Source organism: Anaeromicropila populeti (assembly GCF_900112775.1).
Classification (GTDB): Bacteria; Bacillota; Clostridia; order Lachnospirales; family Lachnospiraceae; genus Anaeromicropila_A; species Anaeromicropila_A populeti.
Window position 1 is genome coordinate 53,261 of record NZ_FOYZ01000017.1, and the last position, 13,537, is coordinate 66,797.

Annotated in this window: 9 protein-coding genes; all 9 read right to left on the bottom strand. The window is 37.5% G+C overall.

Going from position 1 to position 13,537, the window contains the following annotated elements:
• Window positions 1–10: 10 nt before the first annotated feature.
• Window positions 11–898: a carbohydrate ABC transporter permease gene (locus tag BM305_RS16550; protein WP_242940570.1), complete on the bottom strand. Its 888-nt coding sequence runs from the start codon at window positions 896–898 to the stop codon at window positions 11–13.
• Window positions 898–1,836, bottom strand: coding sequence for a carbohydrate ABC transporter permease (locus BM305_RS16555; protein ID WP_330393518.1), 939 nt, complete (start codon window positions 1,834–1,836; stop codon window positions 898–900). Before BM305_RS16555 ends, BM305_RS16550 begins: the two co-directional genes overlap by 1 nt.
• 17 nt (window positions 1,837–1,853) lie before the next feature.
• Window positions 1,854–4,778, bottom strand: coding sequence for an extracellular solute-binding protein (locus BM305_RS16560; protein ID WP_092563394.1), 2,925 nt, complete (start codon window positions 4,776–4,778; stop codon window positions 1,854–1,856).
• Window positions 4,779–5,188: 410 nt separating this feature from the next.
• Entirely contained in the window at window positions 5,189–5,590 is a 402-nt protein-coding gene (mscL, locus tag BM305_RS16565) for a large-conductance mechanosensitive channel protein MscL (RefSeq protein ID WP_092563397.1), read from the bottom strand.
• Between the two features lie 27 nt (window positions 5,591–5,617).
• Window positions 5,618–8,401 (bottom strand): sugar-binding domain-containing protein, encoded by a 2,784-nt coding sequence (locus BM305_RS16570; RefSeq protein WP_092563400.1) that lies wholly within the window; start codon window positions 8,399–8,401, stop codon window positions 5,618–5,620.
• 143 nt (window positions 8,402–8,544) lie between these two features.
• A complete protein-coding gene (locus BM305_RS16575; protein ID WP_092563403.1) occupies window positions 8,545–10,521 on the bottom strand; it encodes a methyl-accepting chemotaxis protein in 1,977 nt (658 codons plus the stop codon).
• A 126-nt stretch (window positions 10,522–10,647) separates the two neighbouring features.
• Entirely contained in the window at window positions 10,648–10,818 is a 171-nt protein-coding gene (locus tag BM305_RS16580; protein WP_092563407.1) for a chorismate--pyruvate lyase, read from the bottom strand.
• 83 nt (window positions 10,819–10,901) lie between these two features.
• Window positions 10,902–12,701, bottom strand: a complete 1,800-nt coding sequence (locus BM305_RS16585) for a hypothetical protein (RefSeq protein ID WP_092563410.1) — start codon at window positions 12,699–12,701, stop codon at window positions 10,902–10,904.
• Between the two features lie 146 nt (window positions 12,702–12,847).
• A complete protein-coding gene (locus tag BM305_RS16590; RefSeq protein WP_092563413.1) occupies window positions 12,848–13,435 on the bottom strand; it encodes a helix-turn-helix domain-containing protein in 588 nt (195 codons plus the stop codon).
• Between the last annotated feature and the right edge of the window lie 102 nt (window positions 13,436–13,537).

Sequence of the window (13,537 nt, forward strand, 5' to 3'; positions counted from 1 at the left end):
CTTCCCCTCCTTATTCTTTCATACCAGATGTAGTCATAGTTTCAATTACATTGCTTTGGCACATCACAAAGAATATAATGGGAATTGCTGCCAGAATAAACTGCACCGCAGCAACGGCTCCTCTTCTTGCATCTCCACCTAATGTAATTTGATTTAACGCATACTGCAACGGCTTTAACTGCTCACTTCTTAAAAATGTACTACCAGTGTTTGACCACAATGTCTGAAACTGAAAAATTGCAAGCGTCAGCCATGCTGGTTTTACATTTGGCATAATAATAGACCAGAAAATTTTAAATTCACTTGCTCCATCCAAACGACAGGATTCCAAAAGTGAGTCTGGAATCTGCTCAATAAACTGTTTCATCAGATACAACCCCAAGCCATAGGAAAATGCAGGTAATACAAGTGCAAGATAAGTATTATTTAAATGCAGCCATGAAACAATCATGTAATTAGGAATTGCCGTAACGTTATAGGAAAACATCAGTGATAATACAACAATTCCAAAGAGCAGATTTCTTCCTGGAAATTTATTCTTTGCCAGTGGATACGCTGCCAGAGAAGCCAGCACCACATGGCCAAATGTTCCTACACCTGTAATTATAAATGTATTCATAATATAACGGCTGAACGGTACCCATGAGTCGTTCATTAAAACAAATAAATCTGTAAAGTTATCCAAATTTGGATTCCGTACAAAAATCTTTGGCGGAAATTGAAATAATTCATCCAATGGCTTCAATGCATTATTGGCAATCATAATAATCGGCAATGCCATAAACGCACCACATATTCCCATTATAACAAAAAGTATTGCATTTCCCGCTGCGGAACGATTCAACTGCTTTTGTCTGCGGAAGAAACGCCTTTTCGGTTTCATATAATCTCTAGCCATTATTCTCCCACCTTTCGCAATACTTTTTGTACAATTTTATTTGTACCAATCATAACAATAAATAAAACGGTTGCGATAGCTGATGAATAACCCATATCAAAACGCACTGTACCATAATCTATTAAGTGGGTTACTACTGTAGCACCAGCATAATTTGTACTCGGATTACCTGCCAGCTGAATTGAAATATCTGCAACAGCAAATGCCTGTGTAATCTGCATAACTGCACCAAACATAAGCTGTGGTCTCATGGATGGCAGTGTAACATACCATAACTCCTGCCACCGGTTCTTCACACCATCTACTGCGGCTGCCTCATAAAGTGATTTATCTACTGTCTGCAAGCCTGCAATAAACGTTAGAAATCCAGTTCCCAGACTTAACCAAAGCTGAACAACAATTAGCAATGGCAATACATATTTCTCTGTTTTCATCCATACCTTAGGTTCAAACATAAAACCATATTTAATAAGAATACCGTTTAAATATCCATATCTGTCACCAGACAAAATTAAACTCCATACCATAAACGCCTGACCTGTTATGGACGGTGCATAGAAAATCAGAGTTAACAGCGCTCTTACTTTCCCTTTAAATTCATTGATAATCCATGCAAAAAGCAGACACATAATATAACTAATTGGTCCTGTCACTACTGCAAAAATAAATGTGTTTTTTACAGCTGTCATAAAAATATCATCTTCTAAAAAGAGTCTGATATAATTTTCCCATCCAATAAACTGTGGCATCTCAAGCATATTAAAATGCGTAAAGCTCAAGAAGATGGATGTCAAAACTGGTAACACTGTAAATAAAAAGAACAGAATAAAATATGGTGCCAGCATTGCATAAGAAACTTTATTTTTTCTCATCAGTGCCAATGTGTCCTGAACTTTTCTTCCAACCTTTTCTTCTTTTTTCTCACCTAAACTGTTCAAAGTTTCCCCTCCCAAACCTATTTATCATCTATTACCGGCAAACCAAATTCTTTGCGCTTATATGCTATTTCATCATTAATGTACCGTACATATTCCATCAGCGCTTCTCTCGGCTGCATTTTATCATCGTCCTCAGAAATAACAACCCGATAGAATGCGTTATCCACATTTCTCCATGAATAATAACCACCTGGAACCTGTGGAATTCCCTTTACTGACTTAAACTGTTCAGCTAAGGCCTCATAGTCCTTTGTTGTCCATGGCATTCTGGAAAACGCTTCAACATTAGCAGTAGGATGCCTTGCCGCTGCTCCCATCAAGCCTTCCATTTCGCTTCCATACTTCACCTGAATATCTGCTGAAGTCCACCATTTTAAGAACTCCCAAGAGGCTTCCTTTTCGTCGGATTCTTCCATAATTACACAGGCCGTTCCGGTACTGGATACAGAGTTATCTATTGTCCCATCTTCCTTCACCGTTCCTGGAACTGGTGCAAATCCCCATAGTCCTTTGATATCTGGTGCAGATACCTGTAACTGGTTATATAGAGTATAATCCGATATAATAATCGGACACTGTCCCGTACGAAATCTTTGATCAAGTGCTGTCACTCTGTCCAGCTTATAATCTGTATAAAATTCACAATACTCTTTAAATGCTGTAATTGCTTCATCACTTTGTAAGTTGGAAGCTGTTGCATCTTCATTGTAATAGGAACCACCATTTTGATACAAAAGCATAGCCCATACTTGTTCTGCTAACGCTGGCGAAGTTGCATGTGCTGGAAGCATACCCAGTTCCATCTGATTTTTCGCAAATACAGACATGGCAACCTTCATCTCATCCCAGGTTTTCGGAATTTCAACATTTAATTCTTTTAAAATATCTTTTCGGTAAAACATCATTAAAAATGTCTGTGTCTCTGGCAACGCGTATGTTGCTCCATTAAACTCAAATGGAACCATGGCACTTTCATTAAAACGTGTCTTAACTTCATCTAAATCTTCAAACTGGCTTAAATCAGCTACTGCATTTCTCAAACCATAATTCATAGGGAGGTCATTACCTACCTGAATTGCAACATCTGGTCCCTGCTTTGCCAATGTAGCTTGAAGCAGCGTACCCATATCTACTAACATAACATTTACGTTAATGTTTGTTTTCTTTGTAAAGTCCTCATCTACCAGTGCTTTTATTACATTTGCCTGATCCCTTGCTGTACCTACCCAGACAGTAATCGTCTTTGATTCTTCCGTATCCTCTGCCACATTTCCAATTACATTGTAATCAATAATAAAGGAATAGAACAACTTTTTCACTTCATGCACAACCTGCGCAAAAGCTGAATTATTCAACTTTTCCAACTTCTGATCTGGCGAATAGATATAAATAGTATCCAACGCAAGGGGCTGTTCAACTGCTGATGCAATCCAAGTTCCCAGTGCACTCATATTTAATTTATATGTTGTAACAACCTTAGTAAATTTTTCAACGTTCTTACTTAACATTTCTACCTGATCCCGCATAGTAAGCAGTACATTTTCCTTACTATTTCCTTTACCTGCGGTTTCACGAAGTCTCGTAATTATATCGTTAAGCTGCTCCGCCATTACTTCCAGTTCTCCCTGAAGCTCAGGCAGGTTCTTTTCCAACTGGTAATCTCGGTATTTATCAGGAGCTACACCCGTAATACGAATTACCTTACGATATATTGAATTTAATTCTATTACACTTTTCTGTACATCGCTGATAATCTCAGCCATATCCCCAAGCACCGCTTCCATTCTCAGTGTGTGGGTTCCTGCCTCTAGATAAAACAGATATTGTTCACCGGATTCACTGTCCAAGTTTTCTACACGCCATTTCTGTTGATACCCAAACCCATACTGTGACATTTCCGTAAAAGGAACCTCTCCATCAATCAAAATTTTCCTGCTGCACTTCATTCCCTTTACAAAGTTTTGTCTAGCATGCATGGAAATATAATAAAGACCACTTTCTGGGATCTCAAAATCCCACTCCATCCACTGCCCCAACAACCGCCAGCTGTTTCCGCCAATTGTATTATTTTTAAGTTCCTTAGCACTATACGGATAAACTGCTGGTGAAGATTGATCCTGCTGTGGATATAACATCTGTGATGACTTTCTGTCAGCATCTTCAGCATTTATTTTCTTCATAACGCCAGAAGATTCGGTATAATTATTCTGTTTATAAATCTCCTGCATTTCCTCATAGCTTTTCGTCTTTTCTTCATTACTTAAAATAAGTTTCCGAATTACCATCGGTTCTTTTAAAGAAACCAGAGTAATTGTATGTACTCCTTTAGTTAGATAAATGGCCATTTGATTACCAATATAGCCCTCGGCATCAAATAAATATCCTGTCATCCACTCTGGCTGTTCCATCTGTTCTGGTTTTAAATCATTCCCTTGATTGTCAACATCCCAAACGTCCTTAACATTGGTCCACACTCTGGAAAACTCAATCTGGTTCAGTTCTTCATATGGTAATTCACCATCTACAAAAAATGCTCTCTGAATTGCAGAACCTTTTCCCTCTACTGGATAATATTGAACTGAGAGATTATAAAAACCCTCCTCCTGAATATTAACTTCATATTCAATCATTCCATCATCCTGGGTCAATACAGACTTTCCTTCTGCGCCTTCATAATTTTCGAGAACCTCAACATCCATATCCTCTGTTCTTACATAATCGGATGCATCCATTACATACTCTGTGGAAGGTCTCTTTGATTCATCATATTGGCTGCAATATTCTTCATAGTCTGTCGCTTCTGTATAATTATCAATAATATAATCGAAATCCTCCATTGACAACGATGTCTCTGCTTTAACTGTCTGTCCGGCAGCGGAAACAACAAGTGCGACTACTAAATATGCCCATATTGCAATACTAAAACTCAACCTTTTGACCATAACTACGCCCCATTTTCCTTGTAATATTTTTTCATATTTTTGTATAATTCTTATACCAGTTGTAATGACATAAATTTGCTTCGTCAACTTCTTTTAGGTATATTAATTACTATTAAGGTTATTATACTAATTAATTTAGCTAATTTCAATAAAAACTTTTCAAATCAGTAAAATATTTTATTGTGACAATTATACTAAAACAATTAAAAACTTTGCACTTTGCTAAACAATTTATCTGTTTTTTGTGCAAACCCACTATTTTCAAGACATACACGCTCAAATTAATATTTTAGTTTTTTTTAAGTTAATTTTATACTATATTGTTTTAGCATTAGCTTATATAGGCTTTAACTTATAAGGCTACAAAGAAAAAAGCACACTATTTTTCGTGTGCCTCTTCTCTCTGCTGTCTATACTTCTCTATTTTCTTTTAATAAATCCCTTATTTCAGTAAGCAGTACTTCTTCCTTGCTCGGTGCCGTTGCCTTTACTTCCTCTTTCTTTTTCTTTTGCAATTTACTAAGCAGCTTAATCAATATAAATATAGAAACCGCTATAATCAGAAAATCAATAGTAGATTGAAGAAATGCACCATACCGAAAAGCAACTTCCCCGGTTTCCCCTTTTGCAGGAGCAAGTACAATTCTTAAGTCTGAAAAATTAATTCCTCCTGTCAAAACACTCAACAATGGCATAATAATGTCGTTTACTAATGAGGTTACAATTTTTCCAAATGCACCACCAATTATTACACCAACTGCAAGATCCACAATATTTCCTTTTAGTGCAAAATCCTTAAATTCTTTTAACATGTTTTTCTCCTTTTTCACCTATACTTGCTATATTCTAAAAATTTGTTCTAATTCTTCTATCTCCATATGATATGAAGGCTTAAATTTATCTGAACAAATATAACGATGCATACTATATTCCAACCATTTTGATGGATTGCTGTCTGAAAGTCTACGCAAATCAGAGGTGCATACAAGAAGTTTTCCCTTACCTGCTTCAACTTCAAATATATTTCCCAGCTTGTGATTTCGTTCAAAATTATCAATTGACCAGACAATTGGCTTTAAGTCGCATTTGTCAAGTATGAATGCCCTGGAATTAGATACAAAGTCATACCATTGAGCTGTTGTATACGATTCTGTTGGAAAATACTTGAAAACTGGATGCTTGTCTTCAATCAGCAGACCTAATGTTCCAATCGGAACCGCTTTGCCCATGCTTTCTGAAATAGTACGAAACATAGGATAACACCAAAAATCTGTACAATAGGTTCCCTTAATTGAATTATCCTCATTTAAACTTTCAGGATATAGTAAAACCTTCTTTCCTAGTCTCAGACTTTCACAAGCTTCCTGTATGCTTTCAGTAACAACAAAATCCTCCTGCCATTTCTCCTGCTTACATTTCGGATAAATCCATACCGTATAACTATTTTTAATATCTGTCCCCACTATTTCTGCTGTAATTACTAATTTCTCTGGAACATTTCTTTCTGGAAATGCAATCGAAACGTCCTCTAGCTGATAAACACCGTTGTGATAGCCATTTGTCATTTTTCTTTTTTCTGACAACAAAACCTTATTCTGGTCCCGAACTATAATGCTGACTTCTGGGCTTACCACTGGCTTCAGCCCAAAAGCTGACAGCTTTACGCCCACATTAATTATCTCTCCAGCGGTAAATACCAGTTTGGGTAATTCTAAAAGTATAACTCTGTCACTACAAAATTGCCGCCATTCACCAGGCAAAACCAATCCTTTGCTTTCCATTAAGGCATTTAGAATCCCAATAATTGCCGTTCCCTGACCAGTAAAATCCTGCAAATCTAATATCTGAAAGCCTGCCAGCTCATTGCTTCTGAAAGCCGTTTCCAACTCAGCTTTATAGCAATCCACAGCCAGCTTTCCAGATGCCCGAAAGAAGGAATCCGCCATCGAAAGCATACCTGCCGCCTCTAATCGTTTTTGAAAAATCTCAAAATTCCTGGCTTTTAGTACCCCTGAATATTTGGGTATTTCTGAAAAGTCTGGAAACATGGCATACTGTCCAATCTCATGAGAAACAACGGGAACCTCAGGTATCATTTCCATAGAAGTATCCATTTTGACTGATTTTGTTCCCGTTCCATATTGAATGGTAATCTCCCCTCCCTGGGCAATTTCTCCTTGAGCCTCTGCTGGCCTTATCATCTGGTCATAATTGTAACGCAGGTCAGGAGCCATAGTCTGAATATGCCCCTGGGGAGCATCACACATTGCATAAGACCCACGTAATAGTCTATCTTTGGAAAAACGAACTCCACAGAAAAAATCTTCATTGTCCAATATGCATGGAACAAATTGAAAGTTATTAGAACCTTGGGTATATAAATGTCTTGCATCATAATTTCTATATTCACCAAGAATTTGATTCAATCGTTCCTTACTGCCCCAAAGTTCATTTCCCATTGACATCATAACAAAGGATGGATGATTTCCAAATTCATCTAATATACGGAATCCCTCTTCAATTAAATACTGCTGTCCTTTTTCATCGTGGTTTTCTTGCCCTTCCTCTGTAACAGTTCCCCAGAAAGGAAGTTCTGGCTCCATATAAATCCCAAGCATATCAGCTGCTTCAAAGGCTGCTTCTGTCGGACAACAGGTATGAAAACGATAATGATTTATCCCATATTGCTTTGCCGTCTCAAGAACCTTTATCCAGCTTTCCAAATCAGTCGGTGCATGTCCCGTTAAAGGAAATAGTAAACCATCATGCTTCCCCCTAAGAAATGTTCTGACTCCGTTTATTTCAAAATACTTTCCAGTTGCTTTAAAATCTCTAAGTCCAAATGTGTACTGCCAGCTCTCTTTTTCCATCTTATCTTCCTTGTAAAAGCCCATATGGAGCTGATACAGATTTGGTGTATGCTCACTCCATGTTTTTGCTTTATGCCCCATGTAATATCGAACTGTATTTTCACCGCCCTGCAACATATATTCCTCTATCGGAAAACTATGCTCTTCATCAGATACCCATACTTCCAGACGTTCCTTTTCAGATCCGTTGAGCGTTACCTTAACTTCAATCAAACTTTCCTTTGCATTGGGATAAATTCTTACTTTCGTAAGATAGCTTTTGCTGCACTCTTCAATATATAGCTTCCCAGTAATTCCATTCCAGTTCGTCTGGGTATCTGGTGAAGTCATATGACCTCCCTTAACAGGATAAGAAGTATTATCTATCATAATAGTAAGCCAATTTTTTTGCTTCACATAAGGCGTCAGCTGATATCTGTGAGAAGTACACAAACTAGTATTACTGCCGATATACTGTTCATTCAGCCACACATGGGATATCCTTGTTCTCTCTAATACCAAAAAATATTCTTTTTCTTCCTCAGTTGAAAGTTCCACCATTCTAGTATACCATGTATAACCTTCAAATGAATAGGGATCTGTCAAAAAACCTTCGTGCTCTTCCTTTGATGGCACTCCCTTCCTAGCTGTCGAAACAGTTGCAGGAAGCTCAATATAATCCTGGAATTTTTGTTGACAATAATTCTTTTCTATCCCTTCCTTTTCACTATCCAGACAGAATTCCCATTTTCCACTTAAATCTATCTTTTTCATGTCACCCTCCGCCATATATATTTTACTCAAAATTATATAACAGATTTTTATATTTTAAAAGATTTTTTTAACCAAAATTTAGGGAGTATCCTCTCAACTGGATACTCCCTAATTATTTTACAATAGCAGCATATACATATTTTTTAAACTTTAAAACTGGATATGGTAGTCATTAATTGTCCTGCTTCCCGCACTAAGTTTTCTACTTCATTACTAATATGCTCTACAGACATGCTTTGTTCCATAGTCGCACTTGCCACCTCTTCTGTTGCCGCTGCGCTTTCCTGGGTAATAGCCGCTACATCTGTAATAGAACTAGATACATTTTCTGCCTGCTTCTGAAGCTGTATCGTCTCTTCTGTAATCTGAATCGTCCTCTCAACAATTTTCTGAACTGCCTCTTGAATCTCCTGATAAATCTGCTTTGTTTCCTTAAGCGATTCCTCCTGCTGTGCAACAATTTTCTGAACTGCATTAACTTCTGCTACACTCTGCAATGTTTTTTCCTGTATATCACTCAGTAAATTTTCTATATCTGTACTAGATGCTGAAGACTGTTCCGCCAAATTACGTACTTCTTCAGCTACAACAGCAAAGCCTTTTCCATGCTCACCAGCTCTTGCTGCTTCAATAGCTGCGTTCAGCGAAAGTAAATTCGTCTGCCCTGCGATTTCAGCAATAACAGCAACAATTTTTTGTATTTCACCAGACTTTTCTTCCAAAAGAGTAATCGCATGTCCAACTTTCTCCGTTGAAGTATGATTCTGCTGCATTAAGTAAACCTGTCTTTCCAGTGCCTTCACTCCATTTTGAACCGAATCATTTACTTGAGTCACCATCTCATGAGATTCCTTGCTGGAATCTGTAATAATACCAATTGCATGAGACATATGATTAACCATTTCTGCCTCTTCTGATACTGACTCTGCCTGATTCTGGGCACCAATCGCAAGGTCATTGGAAGTCTTTGATATTTCATCAGAAATCCTTTTTGTATTAACTGCCATCTCATTAATTTCACCTGATGACTTGGACACAAATCCGGCTGCTTCTGAAATATCTGTCACCAGCTTGTTAATATTAGTTACCATAACCTGAAAAGCTTTCCCTAGTTCTTGTATCTCAGTGGCTCCAGAAGGCTTTATCTCAATTCGCAAATCCCCTTCCGATGCTTTTCGTGCATCCAAAGTAAGCATTTTTATCGGCTTTGCAATCTTACCTGCTGCCATAAAGCCCACCAGAAGCACAGCCAAACAAACTAATACAATAATAATCAAAAATGATATTCTAGATTTGGAAAGCTCTGAATATGCTTCCTTCTCCTCAACTGTCACCCCTATAATCCATTTAGTAGATGGAAGCTGTCGAAACACCAAAATTTTATCTTCGTCATTATAAGTATATCTTTCTATGCCGCTTTCTCTTGTCAGCATTTGTTCTGCAACTTTTTCAAGCCCATTCAGGTTATTTATATTCGTTTGCAGAAGGCTGGCATCCTTATGTGCAATAAAAACTCCATTGGGATCCAACATAAAAGCATATCCCGTTTCACCAAAATTCTTTGAAGAAACCTTCTCAACAATGGTGTCAATTAAAATATCCATTGCAAAAACACCATGCATCGTTCCTGTATCAGATTTTATTGCTGTTGCAATACTGATTGCCATCTTATCTGTTACAGCATCCAAATAAGCATCTGTAAACACAACTCCGTCAGCGTTCTGTGCCATTTCATACCAAAGTCTTTTACGGGGATCGTATCCAGCATCTGGTTCCCACAAAGCACCATCTATCATAACACCGTCTGTTGTACCAATGTATGCATCTGATACAATTCCCTCATTATTTTTAGTATGCAGCATCTGATTTAAATACTCTGCCGAAAACTCAGCGCCAACACCATCTGTCATTAACGCAGCAACAGACTCTACTACCTGAGCTTTCCCATACATCCAACCATCAATTTCACCTACAAGCTGCTGGGTTTCTAAATTAAGTTCTGCCTCAATTTTTTTGGTTGTCTGCTTTTGTATTACATTGTCTGCTACACCAGCTACAATTCCCGTTGACACAAGCGTAACAACGGAAAACATGAGAACTAACCGTTTTTTCAGAGTCATATTATAGAATTCCTCCCCTATTATGTGTGAAAAATGTATTTTCTTGTATTTTATTATACATTATTCCGAATAAAGAAGTCAAGATAAATATAATATTAACAGTATTTTCATTCTTTTTGTAATGTACTAAATAATACTGTACTCAAATAGCTCATACTTTAGCCTGGAACCCATCATAATAGCTGATGGTAATAGAGCACGGGCAACTAGCTTCAAATCCTCCTCAGCTTGGTCAATTCTTCTGAGGTGAGCATAATCTCCATCGATGTCCTCCACCATGTATTCTATCGCCTCCATAAACCTTCCTCCCAGTTCTATTCATTTTCCTTATAGAATGACTATTTTTTTATGGGTTGTCAATATTATTTGTAAAAAAATAATTAATCAAGGTAATATGGATATCCTCCCAAATAATCATTTGTCCAATTTGAATAAAACCCTGTATTATTAAGCATATCTACAAACACTCTGCCTCTCATGTCGCCATCACTCACGCCAGTTACATTTGGTGAAGAATTACCATTACCAAAAGCAACGTTATTTGTCCGGATAACTCCATTCACAATCTGCTGCTTATCCTTGTTCCAAAACAGACTCCGAATCTGATCATTTCCTGACGTATATCCTATAGCCCCTCCTACTAAACTGCTGCCATTAGCAGATACTATTCCCGTACAATAGCTGTCACCTATCATTTCACCATCATAATATCCGGCATATCCACCTGCCCTGCAATTATTACCAGAATAAATATCTGTAATCGTATAGGTTATAATTGTAGTTCCTCGTGCAACCCATCCGTAGAAACCGCCCACATTAAAACCATTACCAACATTCACAGTCCCCTGTTCATTACACAGCTTCACACAACTGTCACAGCAAAATCCAATAAAACCTCCTGCACAGCCATATCCTGCTTCCGCATTTTTTGCGGTAACGTCTTCCTTCGCGGAATTGTATCCTAGCTCACAGCGTTCTGCCAAACCACCAAATCCGCCAGCATAACCACAGAGTTCTACAAAAACAGTTCCTTCAGCGTTACATTCTGACTGGGAAATTCTTGCTGCAAATCCAAAAAACCCACCTACTGCTTTGCAAGTTGTTTCATCTAGTTGTATTACATTTCTCACATCACATTGATAAAAAGCGTCATTTACTAAAGAAGCGCCAATAAAACCGCCGACAAATGCAATAAAACTCTTACTGCTTTGAATTTTTATGTAACTGTTGCAATACTCTGCACTTCCTAGGTTACTTCCGGCAAAACCACCTACATTTGTAATGTTGCAGTCTTCTGTTATCTGGATTGCCTTGCTGACTTTTGAACCTACGACTTTGGTTCCCGCATTACCGTCTCCAATAAAACCTCCAACATTTAACACTATTGACTTTACAACATTTATATTGTTGATAGAATAGCAGTTTTTAAAATACCCTTTTCCTCTTGCCATGAAACCTGCAATATCAGGCACAGACGAAATATTCTTTACGTAAATGTACACATCAGCATCGCACATTTTTACCGTTTCTATCTCCATTCCTTCACCAATAAAACCACCTAGTACTTTGAGTGGGGCTTCTGCTGCATAAATTTTTCCCTCTACTGTGCATGATTTCATTTTACCGCCAGCTATTGCCGCAAACCCACCTACGTAAGTAGAAAAATCTGCAACATAGTTTATTTTATAAAGGTTTACATCTGCTACCTGGCCATAAGAGCTTCCAAAAAAACCCACATAGGTATAATCCTGGGATTGACCGCATCCCCCTATTAGTACATTATAAATATTCACATCATTTCCGATTATGTTTCCATAAAACGGATAACTGGAACCAATTCCAGTCCATTCATAATTTGATAAATCAATTCCATAGACGTCAAATTCAATATACTTGCCTGAAAAATTAGAACCGCCTGCGGAAGGATTCAAATTAGAATAATAACTTAATGCTGCTAAATCCTTTTCGTTGCTGATTACATAAGGATCTCCTTCCGTTCCTGTATTCCCCTGATAATCAAGCCCTGTAGCTGCGTCATACCATCTGTCTGTAAAGTTTCCCCTGTCCGTCCAAAAGCCTGATGTCACAGCTTTTACATTTTCTTTTGGCAGCATCACTGCAATCGAAAACAACATAAAAAATAATAATACAAGTATCCTTTTCTTTCCCTTTTCTCTCATAAGAAAACCCCCTATATATACAAAATTTTATTAGTTTGCAAATAGCTATTTTGTTCTATTTGCACTTTGATTTTACCATATATTTGCATATATAAATACCGCATTACCTATCTTGTATATTTTTTCTTCACAATGTGTATTTCTGGTTATTCTTTTTCATTCACCCACAGTCCATGCTGGCTGCACCCAAAGAACAGCTTACCCCCATACAATTTAGGAAAACGTACCTCTCCACTTTGCTCAGGATACAGTCTGACTATGAGAACACGGTCGCATGTTACATACGAAATAAAGTTTAAATAATGTTTTTTCGTCATCTCATGAGAAAATGTAATATAATAATCTTCTTCTATTGTTTCAACTTTAAGGTAATGTTTTTCGTCACTTGGTTTTGCATTGAGCGCGCTTAATTTCCGCCCACAACAAGATATTTCCGCCTCACCTGTGGATGTAATAATATTCCCACAGGTTGGACATACATAAAATTTTATCCGTTTCATATTTCCTCCATCTGCATTGTTTGGGTCCAACTCACCTAATAATATTTTTTCAATGTTTACACTTAATACCTTTGATAATTCATGAAGCAAAGATACATCGGGGCAGCCAATTCCACGTTCCCATTTTGAAATAGTTTTATCACTGATGTTCATGGCATCGGCAAGCTGTTTCTGTGTCATCCCTTTTTCTTTGCGCAAGCCTAACAACAAATTTCCTACTTTTTTGCAGTCCATGATACTTACCTCCATGTATTTCATCATAATAGCAGACAGATAATAATGCAATAAACGCTCCGTAGAGTTTTAATAGAAAATAGCATATGTATCAAGATTATA